Raw genomic sequence first — 17,621 nt, 5'->3', positions numbered from 1 at the left:
TCACCCTCCTGGATACTGTACATATCTGTTCATCTCTTGCAACTGCTGTGTGAGGACCTCATTACGTTGGTACAGACCATCGATTTGGCTTTGTAGATTGCTGATGGCTAATACCACCATAAACAGCGTAGACAGCAGAAATATCACAATGAGTATGATGACTGATTTTATGTGTGTGGTCATGGGTTAACCTCCTCAAAAACGACATAATAAAAATATCGATAACTACCATAGTCAATCACTAACTGACCTTCTTCATGCCAAAATCGGTAGTACGGCGCAATGATTTCACGCTTTTCTCTGACATGATTGTCAATTAGGTCAAAAGCATGCTTCTGTGTCTTGCACTCGCCTAGCAGCTCTTTTTCGCTACTAGTCCCCCAATAGACTTTCATCTCACCACTCCTCTCCATTTTCTACACGCTTGACTTCCTCAACTTCTACACCGTCGCAAGCAAACACCCATCCAAAACCTGCTTCTTCTAGTTCTTTTTTGGTGAAAATACCTGCACGACTGTCACACAAGTCAGTTGAGAAAAATAGGCAACTGTCGCCACTGCATAGTGGTTGCCCGTTGTCCAATTCAACCCGATACTTCTTCTCCTGCTCAACCTCAACCGCATCTAATCCATTCACAATCAAAGTCGCTAAGGCTAACTCTCGCTGACTATTTGTCTTGTCATCATTGTCATATAACCAAATCTGTAGTTTTTCAGCTTTGTCAAAGTCATTTTCAAAATCAGAACTATAGAAATAGCTGAACCATTCATCAAAACCAGATATTTTGTCTTTATATTGCTCATAGTAGTCTGCTGCTACTTGCGGCACAATGGGTTTCTGCAGTTCGTCAATCTGGCGTACGATGTTGAGCACACCCTTCTTTGATATTGGCTCATCAACAAAATGCTCATATTCCCCCATAACTTCAATACGCTTAATCGCTTCTTGTTTATTCATCTGCTTTCTCCATCTCCTTAATCAACCAATCCAAGTGTTGCCGTGCCTTTTTCAAGTCCTCGACACCGTTTTTCTTCTGGAAACGTAGTAGGTACTTGATAACATTGCCCCAACAGTACGCTGCCTTGCCAGCCAAATCACCGACAAAATTATCAATGACGCTCATAGCCTCAAGACCATACTTACCTTGATAGTGTTTTGGTTTTGTTACATTATCAAATTGTTGCATTTGTCATCTCTACCTCCTAAAATGGTAAATCATCTTCTGAAATATCCACTGGACTAGCTGGTCCAAAATATGGCTCATGTTGCTCCATTGAAGCCTGATTTGCCGTCTTATTTTCTTTTGACTTGCTTTCTAGCAGTTGGAAACTATCCGCAATCACTTCTGTCACATAGACACGTTGCCCCTGCTGATTTTCATAGTTCCGTGTCTGGATCCGACCAGTAATTCCCACCAAGTTGCCCTTTTTAACCCAGTTGGCCAAATTCTCAGCCTGTTGTCGCCAGATGACGCAATTGACAAAATCCGCCTCTCGCTCACCATTCTGATTTTTAAAATTCCGATTCACCGCAAGCGTAAAGGTCGCCACCGCTTGATTGGACTGAGTATAGCTCAGCTCCGCATCACGGGTCATACGACCAACTAATACTACATTGTTAATCATTCTTCACATACCTACTTTCTTTGATTTCTCGAGCCATTCTATCCAGCTCATCTTTAAATTCCTGATCAGACAAGGACATCAACCTGACCTTCTCCGACATTCTCAAGTGACAATCATTTGCCCATGACCATGACTGCATCGCAAACAACCTATCCAGTCCGCTCAAGCTTTTCCTCCTCAATCGGATAAAAATTCCCATAAGCCACCAACGCTCTTGATACCATAATCGCAACCGCCCTAGAAGCAAACTTCATCGCTCTTCTAGGTTCAGTGCAGTAAGACAAATCGATGCCAGTACATTTGAACTCCGCATTATGCAGATAGGGCTTACTCTGCTTTGAACCATGTTTTAAGATAAACATCAATCCGTATCCTTCCAGTAATCCATCGCTTCCATAAACTCATCAGAAGCTGTAATATTTTTAGGGACATGAGAATTTTCTCGCTCCCTTCGCTTCGCCTCAATCAACTCAACCGTAGTCAAATTGTCATTCTTCCAGTTTCTCAATATTCCTTGAATGTACCTCAAGTTAGGCTTCGCTTTAAATACTGCTTCTTTCAATGCCTCTAAAATGACATCTGGTTTATATCCATCGTCTGACACCCATTTTTGAATTTCCTCAATTTCCATAGGTGATAACAAGCGACCAAATGATTCTTCTATTTTTCTGATGAGTTCTTTATTATTTATACAACTACTACTAGATAATTCTTTCTCTTGCTCTATCTCTTTATCTAGCTCTAACTCTATATCTATCTCTATCTCTTTCTTTCTCTTTCTCTTTATATCGTCACTTTCGGTCACACTGCTGTCACAAAGTGACACTTGTTTCTTCTCGCGATGTCTCCGCATCCTTGCAGCACTAGCACCTTCTTGCCCTGTCATCGCCTTCGCCTCCGTCAGCAAAAAACTATCTGTCATCACTTCGTAGGTCATCAATTGCTTTTGTTCTAAGAAATTCAGCGTAATACGAACTGCCTCAACATCCTCATCAATTTCAAGAGCTACATCCTCTGCCAAGTCATTGCCAATTCCTTCAAATAAAATCTTACCGTCAACTTCTAAACTAGAAAGCAATAATTTAAGATAAATAATCGTATACGTATCCCCACCAGGAATTTTACGCAACAACTTGATTTCTTTACTGTCAAAGAAACGCTTTTCCAATTTCAACCAGTAAAATCTTTTCGGAGTTTTAACCATCACACCCTCCTATCCAAAATCAATCCTATGCCAATTACGGAGCGATTGGCGGGCTATTTCTCTCTCCTCCGCCTGATACGCAGCCAAAACAGCCAAAGCGTACTCCTCCTTCTCACGCTGTATACGCACATACTCCCTGTGCCTTTTCTGCGCCCTTTCCTCACGGATCATATCCTTGAGCGCTTCAAACATACACAGCACCAGAATAAGCGCCACAACACTGATTCCACCTAACAACTCACTCAGCATACACTTCCGCCTTTCTCATATCCTCAAATGATTGAACCATCTTACGCAAACGGTGATTCTCATACATCGCCTCATTGTACAGCTCCTGATACAAGATAGCCTCCTCATGCTTCTCCTGCGCAATCCGCTTCCACTCCTTGACATCCATCAAAACAATATCCGACTGCTCTTCTTTAACAGCATTCAGCCCCAAAAAATCCTTTAATTTATCAATAAATTTCATCATTTCCCCTTGCTATTTTGTCTTAAAAAACGGTTAACATCATCCAAATCATAAAGACACTTCCCACGTTTTGTCTTTTGCATATAGCGAAACTTCTTCTGGTCACGCCACTTTTCCAAAGTACTACGACCCCAACCAGTTTTCTTTTGAAGTTGCTCTATTGTGACCCATTCTGTCTCATTGTCAACCTCTTTTTTAGCCTGCCTATAAGCCTCCTTATGCAAATTCACAAATTCTCTAAAAAGATCATCTTTAAATGATTGACCAAAAATTTCCGCAATCATCTTGAAACTCCCTCCATTCCATGTTATAATCAAGTAAATATGTTTTTTAGAGCCTGATTGCCGTCAGGCTTTTTTATATTAGAATACCTTGTTTTAATTCTTCTTAATCCGCCGCTTCTCGAAATACAGCGTTGTTTTAGTCTTTTAGGCTAGGTTTTATTGTTTGATTCAATGAGCGTTTCCGAATATTTTCTCGGATAATTCTTTCTAACGCCCCTATTTCCTTGATATTAGCACGTGTATCCCATACATTTGACACGGCTTCTTGATAAGTTTTGGAATGAGCTAGAATATCTTCAATCAACTGTTCAAAATGTTTTTCGATAATCTCTGCTATTGTTTTTTGTTTATTTTCCATGTGTATACCCTCCTACACCACTGCCACACCTTGACTCAAGAACTTATCAATGAAGTAAGTTTGACCCTTACCGGTAATTTTGGTGGTCTTACTGATACGAATGCTCCCGTTAGGTTCATTATGTGTACGTTCCTTGACTTCAAACAGCTTCATATCCATGCTCCGTTGCGTTGGCATATTGTAGCTCTCACCCTTTTTGCGAATCAAGAAGCCATTATCACGTAGCCAAGCAAACAGCCGATTCTGTCCGATGTTATAACCATTCTGTCGCAAGATTTTCGCAAAATCCCCAATCAAAATAGAGGTTGAACTTGCTTCTACTGCTTCAGCGAACAGTACCTTTGGCCTATCTGCCTCAATCTGCGCTTCTAACTGATGAACTTTCTTATCCGCCATAAGTAAGGCTCTAGCCATGATTTTTTCTGGACTATTAAAGTCCTTTTCTACTTGAATGAAATACTGACGAACCCGCTTACCTTTATCAGTACGCTGTATCATGGCGATTTCTTTGGCCATATCTAATTTGATGATGTGGTCAACCTTGTTCTGCTTTCCACCATTTGAGTTGTGTCCAAAAATGGACGTTACTAGATAATCTTGATTTTCAATAAAACCATATTCCGTCATACGATTAAACCAGTTATCATACCGTGTCTTAACTTCTAAAATCTCATGTAGCTGCCTACCAGATACGACCGGCTCTTGTTGCTCGTTAACTGTAACTTGTATAATGCTATGCATATTGCTCCTTTCTATGTAGGTAATTTCAGAAATTTTCAAATATCTTCCAAAAGATATCAGTTTTGTGTTTATTTTCTAAATTCATCCAAGCTGACATCTAGTGCGTCAGCGATTTTCACCATGTTGTCAAAATAAATACGTTTGCTCCGACCAGCTTTCAAATCAATCAATACATTCTGATTGATACCAGCTTTCTTACTAACGGCATACATCGTCATACCTTTTTCATCCATAATTTGCTTGATTCTCTGCCACATAACTTTCCCTCCCTGACACCATATATAGTGTTTTGAATCTATAACGCCTATACAATAATTTTAGGTGCTTTCAACTCTATGCCGTTAATATTCGCGGTAACTATAGTATTACCTACACAGGTAATAACGTCCTGAACTTGCTTTTGTGCAGGTTCTTTTTTGTTATATGGTCTCATCCTCTCCCTCCTTTCTTGTGGTATAATAAAAATAAAATGACTGGAGAAATCTTATGGATTCAAATAAATTAGTTTGCCTCTTTTGTGATTGTTCTGTACCGAATCATTATAATACTTTTAGAGAGGTAGACTTTTTCTTTTTAAAAGACAGAGCGCACATTGCCTCTTCCGACAATGTAGAATTTTCAAAACGTGATTTAATCACATTACAAATCATGGATTGCCCAAATTGTAGAGAGGTGTCTATCGATATCATCGGAGTTGGAAGTCAATTTCCTAATCGTACTGTCCATTTTCACCCAATTTCTCAAGCTAAACAATATCCCGATTACATTCCAAAGGGCATTGTGGAAGACTACGAAGAAGCTCACGCCATTCTTAATCTTAGCCCAAAAGCTTCAGCTACACTCTCAAGACGATGCTTACAAGGAATGATTAGAGATTTTTGGGGAATCACTAAGGCAACACTATTTGACGAAATCAAAGCTTTAAGCGATAAAGTCGACCCCAGCACTAAAACTGTTCTTGATGCCTTAAGAAAATTAGGTAATATTGGCGCTCATCCAGAAAAAGATGTTAACTTAATTATTGATATCGAACCCAACGAAGCTCTCAAGTTACTCAAATTTATAGAGTTACTGATGCAAAAATGGTATATCGAACGCCACGAAAATGAGCGGTTGCTCCAAGATATTGTAGATATGGATATTGATAAGCAAGCGCAACGAAAACCTAACTAGCAGGATCTAATTCAAAGATTAAATTTCCGTCCATGTCATAATATTGAATAATCACTCTTTTGGGATTCTCGCGTAACAGTGTCAAACGAATCATTTTCTCCACCGATAACGCGACAGAGACTTCTTTTACTTCCATCACTTCTTCCTCCGTTTCACAATCTGCCGTATCACAAACGACAACAGCAACAATACAGCCTTGTTTTATTTGGTCATTTCCCTGACCTTCCTACTCCACAAGCTCATCCACCGTACAGCCCAATTCACGAGCCACCGCCTTCGCCTGTGGGAGTGTTAATGCACGTAAGTTATTTTCTACCCGAGATAAAAACGAGTAGTCTAATAGCGACTTTTCTGCCAGCTCACGCAAGGACATTCCACTGCCCTCTCGTAGCTTACGCATGCGCTCACCATAAGTCATATCTGCCCTCCTCTCCATTAGTTATAGTTTGTTGTGTTTGTCAACAACAAACTTTGATAAATGTAGTTTATCAAGCAAATTTTTTTGAACTTTTGTCTGACTAATTATGTATCTCATTTTGAGATATATATTTTTTTAGAAAAACAGTTCATTCTCTGACATTTTAAAATGCTGAGAAATCACTGCTATTTCATAATCTTTAAAAGGAGCTTCTCCTTTTTCCTTTAGTTCATATTGTCGCCGATTTTTCAATCCAATTAAATCAGCCATAAAAGTCGTCGTCAATTCTCTGGAAAGTCTCTCCTGTCGCAACTTAACCTTTGGAACTAAAAATTTTTCTTTAACACTTTCTTTTTTATTCAATAATTTCACTCCTTTCACTAGTATTTTTTACCGAAAACCTTACAAAAGTCTATATCCCTAACAGCTTGAAAGCAATGTTCACGAGCGCTGAAGCTCCGATAGCTACTAAAATAATCAGCGCCCAATAAAAGAAACTGTTTTTTTTCATTGTCTATCTATCCTTTCTATGCTATAATGAAGTCAATCAATTAAGCGTAGGGGGCTTTCGCCCCTCTCGCCTAACCTAGTAGCTTTGTAATCAAGGCGCTTGCGATTGCACTGATTACTGCTACCATGACTTCCCTTTTTAGGGAAGTTTTTTCTTTTTCAAGATGGATATGTATTTCCGTCTTGTAAGGTTTTCGGTATCTCAAGTTTATCACCTCCCTCAACCTTATGTAATTATTATATCTCATTTTGAGATATATGTCAACAGTTTTTTATCACTTTTTGAGATTTTTTTATTTATTTTTTTATCTCATAGTGTTATAATAGGTAGTGAAAGGGGGATATACTAATGAATATTCTCGGTGATACTATTAAAACAATTAGAAAATCTAAAAAGATGACTCAGACTGAGTTAGCAAAACTTACAGGTTTTAAACAGAATACTATTTCCAATCATGAAAACGGAAATAGAAATCTTGATGAAATTGACATACGAAAATACGCCGAGGCTCTCGGAGTATCTCCTCAAGATTTATTCGATTTATCCAAAACCTCCACCGCCTCACCAGACGCAAAAAATGGCACCGTACAGGCGATAAATGATAAGGTGGTACAATTACACCCAGAGCGCCAAGAAAACGTTCTGGAGTACGCTACGGAGCAATTAGAGGAGCAAATAAAAGAAAATACTCCCCAACCAGAAAACAAGGTAACATCTATCTCTGAAAAAAGAGTTGAGTACGAAGCTAGAAAGCGCGTTGAAAAATCTGCACCAGGTAAAGTTTCAGCAGGGACAGGCTACTGGCAAGAAGATGACTACGACACGATCGTATCTTTCTACGAAGATGACATCCCAGACGATGACGACTACGACACGATTGCTATCGTCGTTGGCCATTCCATGGAGCCAAAGATAAAAAACGGCGACTTCCTCTTTATCAAGCTCACCAATTCTGTTGACATTAACACAATTGGCATCTTTCAGGTTGACGGCGAAAACTACGTCAAAAAACTCAAAAACGGCTACCTCGAATCCCTCAACAAAGATTATAAAGACATCGACTTCAAAGACCATGACGACATCCGAACGATTGGTGAGGTTGTAAGTGTTTATAGGGAGAAATAAAAAACCATAGCAGATGAGGCTATGGTCAGAGAGGATATTATGGATTGATTGAATAAAGGAGGTTATTATGACAGCTATTCCGCTGAAAGAAAATTTATTTAAAGCAAAGATTGCTGCGGTACGTATTGCACACAGTGGAGACAACTCTCTTTTACCGACAGCGAATACAATTGACTTCTTACCAGCTACATTACCGTTATATGCAGAAATAGATTTTTTTAATATTATAAGCGACTATGATTATACATTATCCGTCTCTTTGATTACGGAGTCATTGCATACTATACCAGTACATGCTACCCGAGTAAACATTCCAGCCTATCAAATGTCTTACAAATCTGGGACTCTAGGAAAAGCACAGGGAAATATTGATTTTAATATTATCTTGGAAAGCGAAGGAGACTATCTATTTCTGTTTACTTTTCTTGATATTAGTGGCGAAGTGCTAGATACTTATTATCAATACCTTACTATCGTTAAGGAGTAGGATATGGCTGATACATCAAATATTAACTTAGGTAACTCTAACAAGGTTACACAACTACATACTACTCCACAGACGAAAAAAGGAAAGTCTATCGATGCCTTAATGAGGCATATAAGAAAAAAACACAACATAGCAATATCTGGTAGCAATCAAAAGAGAAAATTGAGAAATATTGGATATTACCACGGTTATAAAGCATATAAATTTGTAAAAAAGAAGAACTCTCCATTAAACATTCAAAACTTTAATGACGTGAAAAATATTTATGATTTGGATAGCACCCTAAAAGCGTTACTATATCCAGAGATGATGAAGTTTGAAACTGCTATCAGTAACTACACGCTTGAAACAATTGTAGAAAATAACCATACAGATCTTAATTTTATTTTTAAAAATAGACTAAATCATTTTGATGATTTTCCCAAAAACAGTAAGGACTATAGTACAGAGATGGAGAATCATCTTAAACTAAAAAGCAGGCTAGAGAGTCGCATATCTGAAATGTATAAAAACAGTAATATACTGAAGCATTATCTCCATAAAAATAAACCTGTTCCTATATGGGCAATCTTTGAGCACATTACCTTGGGCGACCTTGGCGCAATTGTTACAAGACTTAATAATGCTAATAGAGAAAAACTATTAAATTCTCTTTGTGTGTATGATGTTAGCCTAGACACTAAGAAAGAAATACTAGCAAGGCATGTATTCATACTAAAAGAACTACGTAATGCTATCGCACACAATAGTGTCGTCTTTGATTGTCGATTCAGGACTATAAAAATTAAAAAGGGACCTATGACATTCGTTGAAAAACATACTGGTCTAGCTAATATAGATTTTACAACTATTACCGATTATATTGTTCTAATTGTTTTTTATTTAAAGAAACTTCGATTTAGCAAGACTGAACTATTGGCATTTGTAACTTCTTATGAAAAAACAATAAAGGAGTATAATCAAAAAATTAACTCCTCTAACATGCAACTCATATTTGGAACAGATGCGCTACAAAAAATAATAGATTTGAAAAAATTTATTCAGTAGTTCTTGATTTTCCCTTGACAACTCCACTTCAAAAGAGTATACTGGTAATAGTAATTGCGGTAGTTCTTTTCGGAGGCTACCTTTTTTTGTACCTATACAAAAAATAAAATAATTTTATTAAATAAAAAAGCCCTACGTTCAAATTTTGGTCGAGGAGAGCGTAAGGCGATTGTGTATAGTAAAAACCTGCTTTGCAGTAGGTCCCTTTACTGTACCCATTTTACCAAGAAATGAGGATAAAAGCAATGGAAATAAAGTCCTATAAAAAGAAAAATGGCACTACTGCTTATGGTTTCCGTGTTTATGTTGGAAAAGAAAATGGAAAAGACAAGTACATCAAGCGCCAGGGATTCCCAACAAAGGGGAAAGCTAGAAGCGCACTTCTCCAACTTCAAGAAGAACTGGAAAATGCTTCTGAAATCAAAAAGGACATCACCGTTGAAGAAATCAGCAAAAAATGGCTGAAAGAATACTATGAAACAGTCCAAGAAAGCACCTACATCAAGACTGAACGACTGATAAAAAATCATATCCTGCCAACCATTGGATCAGAAAAAGTAGCAAACATCACACCATTGCAAATGCAAGAACATCTCAACTCATGGATGAGAAAACTAGTTTACGGCCGAAAACTCAAAGGACTAGCTTCTAACCTCTTCAAGTATGCCATCCGCTATGGCTATTTAGAGAGAAACCCCATGGACGGTGTTGTGACTCCTGCCAAAAAACGGACAGAAGATGACATCGATTTTTATGACAAAGATGAATTAAAAACCTTTCTTTCCTACGTTGAAAAAACGCAAGATATAGAAAAGATTGCCCTCTTTCGCCTTCTAGCCTTCACAGGAATCCGAAAAGGGGAGCTTTTAGCCCTCCAATGGGACGACTTGATAGAAGATACCATACAGATAAAAAAGGCCATTACACGAGGATTTGGAGGCGAAGAAATAGGTCTCACCAAGACAGCAAGCAGCAACCGCCTTGTCAGCATTGACAAACAGACCAAAGAAATCCTCCTCGAGCTAAAAAAACAATTTCCGCACACCAAATTCATGTTTGAATCAGAAAACGGCAGTCACCTCTCCAGCTCCCTACCTAGAAAATGGCTCTTACAAATCCTCAAAGAAACAACACTCCGACCAATAACAATCCATCAATTCAGGCATACACATGCCAGTCTCTGCTTTGAAGCAGGAATGACCCTCAAACAAGTCCAATATCGCCTAGGACACTCTGACCTAAAAACAACAATGAACATCTATACCCATATCACCAAGCAAGCCAAAGATGACATCGGAGAAAAATTCTCAAACTATATCGATTTCTAAAAAACAGACTCTTTTCAAAAAAGGGTCTGTTTTTGGGTCTGCCTTTTTCAAAAAACAGTAAAAATGACCAAAAAAGAAAAATTTAAAAACGTTGTCAAATCAACGTTTTACGAACTTTTACAAAAGAATAAAAATATATAATGGAGCCGGTGGGAGTCGAACCCACGTCCAAACACCTGCCAACCTATTCATCTACAACTATAGGTTATGTCTTGATTTAACTTGAATACGACACATAACTCAAGTCCTATACAAGCGATTCAGTGCATCTCTTTTAGAATTTACTGACACAATTCTAACGTAGCTTGCTTATTTTAAGACTAGGAAGCAGACACAAGCAATCCGCTCTACTAGTCACGCAGGCAGGTTATTAAGCTACTAATGCGTAAGAATTTGTATTTTTTGCAGTTATATTTAACTGGCGTTTTACATCCGCTAGATGAGTTGCAGAACAAGCCTCATAATGCCTGTCGAATCCGTAACGACCCCTCGATTAGAGCACCTTACCATTATACCAGATTAGATAAAAAATAGCAATAGATTTCAATTTTCTCTTTTCCAAAACAGCAAAATGTGTGATAGAATAGAGGTATGTATAAATTTTGGCAAAAAACCTTTCAAATCCTTAGTATTTTCACCTTGGTTGCAAGTGTCATACTTGTGATTTGGTTATATAAAATTGGAATTTTAAATGATCAAAATGTCCTGGCAGACACGATAAAAAATCATGGTGCCTTTGGTAGTTTGACATATATTTTTATTCAAATTATTCAAGTTGTTTTTCCAATTATTCCAGGCGGTGTCACAACCGTTGTTGGCTTTCTTGTCTTTGGCCATTGGTGGGGATTTGTCGTCAATTATGTTGGAATTTCAATTGGCAGTGTCATTCTTTTTTGGCTAGCACGAAAATACGGCAAAGCCTTCTGCCTGCTCTTTATGACAGAAGAAACATTTTATAAATATGAAAGTAAGATTGACAACAAGAAAAGCTATGAAATCTTTTTTATCCTTTGTATGCTTTCCCCTGTATCGCCAGCTGATGTCCTTGTAATGATTACTGGATTAACTAGCATGAGCTATCGCAAATTTACGACCATCATCCTTCTTTGCCGTCCATTTTCCATCGTTGCTTATAGTTTCCTATGGATTTATGGTGGACAGTGGTTACAACATTTTCTTAAGTAAAAACTTCGTTAGAAATCTATTCTAACGAAGTTTTTACTTATTTGATACCTAGAGCAATCCGTGCATAACGACTCATTTTCTGAACCGTCCAAGCTGGTGACCAGACGAGACGAACATCTACTTCTGTCACTTCTGGAATCGTCCCTAATACATCATAAATCTGATCCGTAATCAAATCAGCCAAAGGGCACCCCATCGTCGTTAAAGTCATATCAATCTCTGTTTTGCCATCTATGAAGCGAATCTCATAAATTAACCCAAGATTGATAATATCAATTCCTAATTCAGGATCAATGACTTCTTCTAGGGCATGAAAAATCTGTTCCTGAATTTCTTTTACTTGTTCTTCTGTATAAGCCATTGATAGCTGTCTCCTCATACTATAGTTTATAAAAATGAGTGCTGATACTACCTATCCGTAGACCTGCTGTCGTATTTCTAGACAGGCGTTAAAAACCTCCACTCGACTGGCTCGCTTTCTGGTTTTCGAGCGATCGTTAAAACGGTTCACCGAACTGGCCCACTCTCGTATTTTTAGGTGGGCGCTGATACTGCCTATCCGTGGCCTGCTCTCCAATTTCTGGGCAGGCGTTAAAAACCTCCACTGGAGGTTTTTAATCCTCAATAAAGTCGCGCAATGGTTTGCTTCTGCTTGGGTGGCGGAGTTTGCGGAGGGCTTTTGCTTCAATTTGGCGGATGCGTTCGCGGGTAACGTTAAAGACTTTACCGACATCTTCTAGCGTACGCATTTTCCCATCATCCAGTCCAAAACGCAGGCGAAGAACATTTTCTTCACGGTCTGTCAGTGTATCCAAGACTTCGTCTAGTTGTTCACGAAGGACAACACGTGTGGTGTAGTCCACTGGATTTTCAATTACTTCGTCTTCGATAAAATCACCAAGATGGCTATCGTCTTCTTCCCCAATCGGCGTTTCAAGTGAAACAGGTTCTTGGGCTATCTTCAATATTTCACGGACCTTATCAGGTGTCATGTCCATGCGTTCAGCAATCTGCTCTGGTGTTGGATCTTGTCCCAATTCTTGGAGTAAATTGCGCTGTTCACGGACCAATTTATTGATGGTTTCAACCATATGAACTGGAATCCGAATAGTGCGAGCCTGATCAGCAATAGCTCGTGTAATAGCTTGACGAATCCACCATGTTGCATAGGTTGAAAACTTGAAACCTTTTGAGTAATCAAACTTATCAACGGCTTTCATCAAGCCCATATTTCCTTCTTGGATTAAATCTAAGAATTGCATACCACGACCGACATAGCGCTTAGCAATCGAAACGACCAAACGAAGATTGGCTTCTGCAAGGCGTTGCTTAGCTTCTGGATCACCAGCTTCTACCGCTAGAGCTAATTCTTGTTCTTCTTCATTGGTCAAGAGTGGAACAACCCCAATCTCTTTCAAGTACATGCGCACAGGATCATTTACTTTAGCAGAATTGCTACCGAGTAACTCTTCATCTGTCAATTCAGGTTCTTCTTCAACTTGGAGAGCACGCGCACTTGGATTGCCGTTTTTATCAACAATTGCAATCCCAGCATCCTGGATTCGTTGCAACAAGTCATCAATTCCATCTGCATCCAAGGTGAACGGTATGACCAACTGATCATTGATTGCATCATCTGTTGCTATACCCTCTTTTTTATGGTTACGGATAAAATCCGCAACTTGAACATCAAAAGTGGTTACTTCTTGTTTTTTATCTTTTTTTACAGTCATAGTTACTCCATTTTTCTTTTCTGTGCAATGAGTTGTGCCAATTCATCAAGTGCTGCTTCGGTATTGCCAATATGAACCTGTTCTCGAATAACTCGCGATTTCTGTTGATTTTCTCGTTTCAGCTGTTCTTGTTGCCGCTGCCTTTCTAGCTCTTCCAGTTCGTTTTCGCCTACCTCCTCTGGCAATTTTTCCTCCAATACCTGATACCAGGCCCGTTGGACCTGTTCTGTTTGCTGTGCCAAATCATAAGCAGTCACCTCCCCATGTTCCTTTAACAATTCAAATAAGACCTGTAATTCTGGTGTAAAAAAGGCAAAATCTTCTCTTAAACGGTAATCATTTAGAATATAAAGATGAGTTACCATGCGGTATAATAAATGATTCTCCGCTCGTACCAACCGAGATAACCGAGCTTGCCGTGGTAATTCTGCTGTAAATGATGGCGACACATTCTGACCAGACAAAACCGTCTGACTTCTGGCCTGTCGCTCATGTACACGCAGACGATTGACTACATCTTCTACCTGACCATAGTTGAAGTCAGGTAAAATATCCGCCACCTTATATATATACGAATTTTGTGCCGTAATCGACTTGTTTTTGGCAATAATGGGAGCAATTTGATCTACAAAATCAATCTGTATTTGTAAAGTATCTGGATTTTCAGGCTTGAGATACTGAATCAGAAATTCAACATCGCTAATGCGACTATTGGTCAAAACTTGATGCAAGAGCTCCTCGGAATTCCTCGTAAGGAACTCATCAGGATCCATGTTTTCAGGCAGACTGATAATTTCTACTTGAAATGCTTGCAATTTCTCCAAAGCCTTTGCGGTCGCAGCCTGTCCTGCTCCATCTCCGTCATAAGTTAAAATCACCTTTTTACAGAATTTTGCTAAATGGTGAACATGTTCTCTAGTTAAGGCTGTCCCCATTGAGGCAACCGCATTGTCAACTCCCGCACGATGAGCTGCAATGACATCCATAAAGCCTTCCATTAAATAAACTTCATGGCTTTTCTTGATACTTGCCTTGGCCTTATCTAAATGATATAGCTCATAACTTTTATTAAAAATGGCAGTACTTCTACTATTTTTATATTTGGCGACTTGTTTATTTTCACTATCTTTTTGCTGCCAAATCCGTCCTGAAAAAGCAAGCACCCGTCCATGCTCATCCGTCAAGGGAAACATAATTCTTCCCTGAAAGGCATCATAGATCAAGTTATTTTCAGCAGGATTAAACAAACCTGAAGCGAGCAAATCCTGTTCAGTAAACTTATCAGACAAATGTCTGTACAGATAATTTTGCTCCTGCGGTGCAAGTCCAAGTTGAAAGTACTTGATAACCTCATCCGTCAAACCTCTTTGATGCAAATACTGTCTAGCTTCCGCACCCATTTTAGTCGTCATCAAGAGAGCATGATAAAATTTTTCTGCCTCTGCGTGAATATCAAAGAGAACTTGATGAGGATGTGCCTGTCTTTCTCTCTGAATAACCGCTTGCTGTTCCAGCTGAATCCCAGCCTTTTCAGCCACTACCTGGACGCTGTCTGTGAAGGAGATACCACGGTATTCCTCAATAAATTTAAACACATCCCCTGACTTTCCACAGCCAAAGCAATGAAAAAATTGCTTGTCTTCTACCACATTAAAGGACGGTGTTTTCTCACCATGAAAGGGACACAAACCCAAGAAATTACGTCCTGCTTTGGTTAAGGAGATTGTTTCACCAATGACATCAACAATATTGACTGCCTGTTTAACTTCATTGATTTTCTCTTTTGAAATCATTAGGACACCTCCTTTCAGTGCACAATCCCAGCTATTATAACATGTTCTATTTTATACTAAAAATGTAAAAAAGTAAAATTTCCGAGCTAGATTACTTGTAAAAAAAAACATTTCGGACTATAATAAAGACTGTTAATTTTTATGAAAGGACATATTTAGGATATGTTAAAAGATCTAAAAGCGTTTTTACTACGCGGTAATGTTGTTGATTTGGCAGTCGGTGTGATCATCGCTACTGCTTTCGGTGCTATTATCACTTCATTGGTTCAAGATGTAATTACCCCACTTTTCTTGACACCTGCTTTGAAAGCTGCTGGTGCGGATAAGATTGCTGAACTTAGCTGGAATGGTGTTGCTTACGGTAACTTCTTGAGTGCTGTTATCAACTTTGTCATTGTTGGTACAGTTCTCTTCTTCATCGTAAAAGGGATGGAAAAAGCACAAAATCTTGCCAAAAAACAAGAAGCTATTGACGAAGCTGCAGCTGCTGAAGTTGCTGGACCAACTCAAGAAGAATTGCTCGCTGAAATCCGCGATTTGTTGAAAAATAAATAATAACGAAAAGGACAGGGAAACCTGTCTTTTTTATGCTAAAAAGCAATACCACTATGGAAAAAGAAGCCAGATTTCTCCAACTCCTTTAGTTTTCTTATTTCTCATATCCATTCGGGTTCTTTGATTGCCAATTCCATGTGTCGCGACACATATCTTCAATTGTTTTTTCAGTTTTCCAGTTTAACTCTGAAAGAGCCTTGTCGCTATTTGCAAAGCAGGTTGCTACATCTCCAGGGCGGCGATTAACAATCTTATATGGTACTGGCACACCATTGACTTTTTCAAAGGCCTGTACAAGCTCTAAAACACTTGTGCCTTGCCCTGAGCCAAGATTATACGTATAAACACCTGTCGTATCTGCAATCTTCTCCAAAGCCTTGATATGACCGAGTGCTAGATCCACAACGTGAATGTAATCACGGACTCCTGTTCCGTCCACTGTATCATAATCATTTCCGAAAATGCTTAGTTCAGAACGTTTCCCAACAGCTACTTGCGCAATAAAGGGCATGAGATTATTTGGAATCCCTGCAGGATCTTCACCAATTAAACCTGACTCGTGGGCTCCAATTGGATTGAAATAGCGGAGTAAGGCAATACTCCATTCCGCATCTGCTACTGCTACATCTCGTAAAATTTGCTCCAACATCACCTTGGTATAGCCGTAGGGATTGGTCGCGCTGGTTGGCATTGTTTCAATGAGTGGAGAAGGATTACTCAAGCCATAGACCGTCGCACTTGAGCTAAAAACTACTTTTTTCACTCCAAATTCGGCCATTACTTCAACCAAAGCAAGTGTCGTCATGATATTATTTTCATAATACATGACAGGCTTTTCAACTGACTCCCCAACTGCTTTATAACCTGCAAAATGAATCGCAGCGTTGATTTTTTCCTTTTCAAATATAGCTCGAAGGCCAGTCTTATCTGCCACATCTAACTCATAAAAGGTAGGAGTTTTTCCTGTTATTTCCTTGATTCGATCTAAGACCAATAAACTTGAATTGGATAAATTATCGACAATTACGACTTCTTTACCTAATTTTAACAATTCAACTACCGTATGGCTTCCAATATAACCTGTACCACCAGTTACTAAAATACTCATGATAACCCCTTTATATCTGTATAGAATAGACAAAAAACAGCCTTACAGCTGTTTTTCAAATGTTAGAATTTTTTACGCTTGCGAGCTGCTTCTGATTTGCGTTTACGTTTTACAGATGGTTTTTCGTAGAATTCACGTTTGCGTGTTTCTTGAAGAGTACCAGCTTTGGTAACCGCACGTTTGAAACGACGAAGAGCATCATCAAGTGATTCGTTCTTGCGTACAACTGTTTTTGACATTATTTTCACTCCCCTCAATTTCAAAGTCTACACTATTATACTTCTATCCCTTCACTTTGTCAAGCTGTTTACAGAAATTTTCTCAAACTTTACCTTGCTTTTCTTTTTGCTAAATTTCAAGTTCAAGTTAGCCAGTCTGTAAAAATTCTCTAGGAGATTTGTAACCCAATATCTTCTTTGGATAGTTGTTAATCCAGTTTTCAATAAATGCGACTTGTTGTTGCGTCGCATTTTT

28 protein-coding genes, 1 other RNA gene and 1 pseudogene are annotated in these 17,621 nt (G+C 38.8%); 7 read left to right on the top strand and 23 right to left on the bottom strand.

Annotated features, from left to right (window positions below; genetic code table 11):
* The 13 genes from ABPH35_RS02200 to ABPH35_RS02140 all read right to left on the bottom strand — a co-directional run bounded on the left by ABPH35_RS02200 (position 1) and on the right by ABPH35_RS02140 (position 5,117).
* Entirely contained in the window at positions 1-183 is a 183-nt protein-coding gene (locus tag ABPH35_RS02200) for a hypothetical protein (RefSeq protein ID WP_368849539.1), read from the bottom strand.
* Positions 180-395, bottom strand: coding sequence for a hypothetical protein (locus ABPH35_RS02195; RefSeq protein ID WP_368849538.1), 216 nt, complete (start codon positions 393-395; stop codon positions 180-182). The genes ABPH35_RS02200 and ABPH35_RS02195 overlap by 4 nt, the downstream gene beginning before the upstream one ends.
* 1 nt (position 396) lies before the next feature.
* Positions 397-957, bottom strand: a complete 561-nt coding sequence (locus ABPH35_RS02190; RefSeq protein ID WP_368849537.1) for a DUF1642 domain-containing protein — start codon at positions 955-957, stop codon at positions 397-399.
* On the bottom strand, positions 950-1,186 hold the full coding sequence (locus tag ABPH35_RS02185; RefSeq protein WP_368849536.1) for a DUF3310 domain-containing protein: 237 nt from the start codon (positions 1,184-1,186) through the stop codon (positions 950-952). Before ABPH35_RS02185 ends, ABPH35_RS02190 begins: the two co-directional genes overlap by 8 nt.
* Before the next feature lie 16 nt (positions 1,187-1,202).
* On the bottom strand, positions 1,203-1,625 hold the full coding sequence (ssb, locus tag ABPH35_RS02180; protein ID WP_368849535.1) for a single-stranded DNA-binding protein: 423 nt from the start codon (positions 1,623-1,625) through the stop codon (positions 1,203-1,205).
* Between the two features lie 361 nt (positions 1,626-1,986).
* Positions 1,987-2,829, bottom strand: a complete 843-nt coding sequence (locus ABPH35_RS02175; RefSeq protein ID WP_368849534.1) for a DnaD domain protein — start codon at positions 2,827-2,829, stop codon at positions 1,987-1,989.
* A 9-nt stretch (positions 2,830-2,838) separates the two neighbouring features.
* Positions 2,839-3,078 (bottom strand): hypothetical protein, encoded by a 240-nt coding sequence (locus ABPH35_RS02170; protein ID WP_368849533.1) that lies wholly within the window; start codon positions 3,076-3,078, stop codon positions 2,839-2,841.
* Positions 3,068-3,304 carry a hypothetical protein gene (locus tag ABPH35_RS02165; RefSeq protein WP_349988044.1) on the bottom strand — a complete coding sequence of 79 codons (237 nt, stop codon included), beginning with the start codon at positions 3,302-3,304 and terminating at the stop codon, positions 3,068-3,070. Before ABPH35_RS02165 ends, ABPH35_RS02170 begins: the two co-directional genes overlap by 11 nt.
* Positions 3,301-3,585 (bottom strand): helix-turn-helix domain-containing protein, encoded by a 285-nt coding sequence (locus tag ABPH35_RS02160; protein WP_349988043.1) that lies wholly within the window; start codon positions 3,583-3,585, stop codon positions 3,301-3,303. Before ABPH35_RS02160 ends, ABPH35_RS02165 begins: the two co-directional genes overlap by 4 nt.
* Before the next feature lie 136 nt (positions 3,586-3,721).
* Positions 3,722-3,943 (bottom strand): hypothetical protein, encoded by a 222-nt coding sequence (locus tag ABPH35_RS02155; protein WP_368849532.1) that lies wholly within the window; start codon positions 3,941-3,943, stop codon positions 3,722-3,724.
* 12 nt (positions 3,944-3,955) lie between these two features.
* Positions 3,956-4,684, bottom strand: coding sequence for a phage antirepressor KilAC domain-containing protein (locus ABPH35_RS02150; RefSeq protein ID WP_368849531.1), 729 nt, complete (start codon positions 4,682-4,684; stop codon positions 3,956-3,958).
* A gap of 68 nt (positions 4,685-4,752) precedes the next feature.
* Positions 4,753-4,941: a helix-turn-helix domain-containing protein gene (locus ABPH35_RS02145; RefSeq protein ID WP_349988038.1), complete on the bottom strand. Its 189-nt coding sequence runs from the start codon at positions 4,939-4,941 to the stop codon at positions 4,753-4,755.
* A 47-nt stretch (positions 4,942-4,988) separates the two neighbouring features.
* Positions 4,989-5,117 (bottom strand): hypothetical protein, encoded by a 129-nt coding sequence (locus ABPH35_RS02140; protein ID WP_368849530.1) that lies wholly within the window; start codon positions 5,115-5,117, stop codon positions 4,989-4,991.
* Between the two features lie 53 nt (positions 5,118-5,170).
* Here ABPH35_RS02140 and ABPH35_RS02135 point away from each other — a divergent pair, with 53 nt between their 5' ends.
* Entirely contained in the window at positions 5,171-5,857 is a 687-nt protein-coding gene (locus ABPH35_RS02135; protein WP_368849529.1) for a DUF4145 domain-containing protein, read from the top strand.
* On the opposite strand, the gene ABPH35_RS02130 is transcribed toward ABPH35_RS02135, so the two are convergent.
* From ABPH35_RS02130 to ABPH35_RS02120, 3 genes are all read right to left on the bottom strand, one after another.
* A complete protein-coding gene (locus ABPH35_RS02130; RefSeq protein ID WP_368849528.1) occupies positions 5,850-5,993 on the bottom strand; it encodes a hypothetical protein in 144 nt (47 codons plus the stop codon). The two genes, ABPH35_RS02135 and ABPH35_RS02130, sit on opposite strands and share 8 nt — an antisense overlap.
* A 90-nt stretch (positions 5,994-6,083) precedes the next feature.
* Positions 6,084-6,275, bottom strand: a complete 192-nt coding sequence (locus ABPH35_RS02125) for a helix-turn-helix domain-containing protein (protein WP_368849527.1) — start codon at positions 6,273-6,275, stop codon at positions 6,084-6,086.
* A 135-nt stretch (positions 6,276-6,410) separates the two neighbouring features.
* Positions 6,411-6,647: an XRE family transcriptional regulator gene (locus tag ABPH35_RS02120; RefSeq protein WP_349988033.1), complete on the bottom strand. Its 237-nt coding sequence runs from the start codon at positions 6,645-6,647 to the stop codon at positions 6,411-6,413.
* 487 nt (positions 6,648-7,134) lie between these two features.
* Here ABPH35_RS02120 and ABPH35_RS02115 point away from each other — a divergent pair, with 487 nt between their 5' ends.
* From ABPH35_RS02115 to ABPH35_RS02100, 4 genes are all read left to right on the top strand, one after another.
* Entirely contained in the window at positions 7,135-7,911 is a 777-nt protein-coding gene (locus ABPH35_RS02115) for a S24 family peptidase (RefSeq protein ID WP_368849526.1), read from the top strand.
* Positions 7,912-7,978: 67 nt separating this feature from the next.
* The gene (locus ABPH35_RS02110; protein WP_349988031.1) at positions 7,979-8,398 is read left to right on the top strand and encodes a hypothetical protein; all 420 of its coding nucleotides are present in this window, start codon (positions 7,979-7,981) and stop codon (positions 8,396-8,398) included.
* A 3-nt stretch (positions 8,399-8,401) separates the two neighbouring features.
* Positions 8,402-9,445 (top strand): Abi family protein, encoded by a 1,044-nt coding sequence (locus ABPH35_RS02105; RefSeq protein ID WP_349988030.1) that lies wholly within the window; start codon positions 8,402-8,404, stop codon positions 9,443-9,445.
* Between the two features lie 245 nt (positions 9,446-9,690).
* On the top strand, positions 9,691-10,773 hold the full coding sequence (locus ABPH35_RS02100) for a tyrosine-type recombinase/integrase (protein WP_368849525.1): 1,083 nt from the start codon (positions 9,691-9,693) through the stop codon (positions 10,771-10,773).
* A gap of 138 nt (positions 10,774-10,911) precedes the next feature.
* Here ABPH35_RS02100 and ssrA read toward each other — a convergent pair.
* Positions 10,912-11,262, bottom strand: a transfer-messenger RNA (tmRNA) gene (gene ssrA / locus ABPH35_RS02095).
* A gap of 102 nt (positions 11,263-11,364) precedes the next feature.
* Here ssrA and ABPH35_RS02090 point away from each other — a divergent pair.
* On the top strand, positions 11,365-11,958 hold the full coding sequence (locus tag ABPH35_RS02090; RefSeq protein ID WP_349988028.1) for a TVP38/TMEM64 family protein: 594 nt from the start codon (positions 11,365-11,367) through the stop codon (positions 11,956-11,958).
* Positions 11,959-11,995: 37 nt separating this feature from the next.
* Here the strand turns inward: ABPH35_RS02090 and ABPH35_RS02085 are convergent, their stop codons facing one another.
* From ABPH35_RS02085 to dnaG, 3 genes are all read right to left on the bottom strand, one after another.
* On the bottom strand, positions 11,996-12,319 hold the full coding sequence (locus tag ABPH35_RS02085; RefSeq protein WP_349988027.1) for a metal-sulfur cluster assembly factor: 324 nt from the start codon (positions 12,317-12,319) through the stop codon (positions 11,996-11,998).
* A gap of 253 nt (positions 12,320-12,572) precedes the next feature.
* The gene (gene rpoD, locus ABPH35_RS02080; RefSeq protein WP_349988026.1) at positions 12,573-13,691 is read right to left on the bottom strand and encodes an RNA polymerase sigma factor RpoD; all 1,119 of its coding nucleotides are present in this window, start codon (positions 13,689-13,691) and stop codon (positions 12,573-12,575) included.
* A gap of 2 nt (positions 13,692-13,693) precedes the next feature.
* Positions 13,694-15,484 carry a DNA primase gene (gene dnaG, locus ABPH35_RS02075; RefSeq protein WP_349988025.1) on the bottom strand — a complete coding sequence of 597 codons (1,791 nt, stop codon included), beginning with the start codon at positions 15,482-15,484 and terminating at the stop codon, positions 13,694-13,696.
* Positions 15,485-15,646: 162 nt separating this feature from the next.
* Between dnaG and mscL the strand changes: the two genes are divergently transcribed.
* On the top strand, positions 15,647-16,039 hold the full coding sequence (mscL, locus tag ABPH35_RS02070) for a large conductance mechanosensitive channel protein MscL (protein ID WP_349988024.1): 393 nt from the start codon (positions 15,647-15,649) through the stop codon (positions 16,037-16,039).
* A 94-nt stretch (positions 16,040-16,133) separates the two neighbouring features.
* Here mscL and galE read toward each other — a convergent pair whose 3' ends face one another.
* The 3 genes and pseudogenes from galE to ABPH35_RS02055 form a co-directional block, all read right to left on the bottom strand.
* A complete protein-coding gene (galE, locus tag ABPH35_RS02065; RefSeq protein ID WP_349988023.1) occupies positions 16,134-17,147 on the bottom strand; it encodes a UDP-glucose 4-epimerase GalE in 1,014 nt (337 codons plus the stop codon).
* 62 nt (positions 17,148-17,209) lie between these two features.
* Positions 17,210-17,386, bottom strand: a complete 177-nt coding sequence (gene rpsU, locus ABPH35_RS02060) for a 30S ribosomal protein S21 (protein ID WP_000048054.1) — start codon at positions 17,384-17,386, stop codon at positions 17,210-17,212.
* Positions 17,387-17,513: 127 nt separating this feature from the next.
* Positions 17,514-17,621, bottom strand: a pseudogene (locus ABPH35_RS02055) (IS30 family transposase); the annotation flags it as partial.

The organism is Streptococcus handemini (assembly GCF_040984445.1).
GTDB lineage: Bacteria > Bacillota > Bacilli > Lactobacillales > Streptococcaceae > Streptococcus > Streptococcus handemini.
Note: the sequence above shows the minus strand (reverse complement) of the source record. Positions and strands in the feature narration are given on the sequence as shown.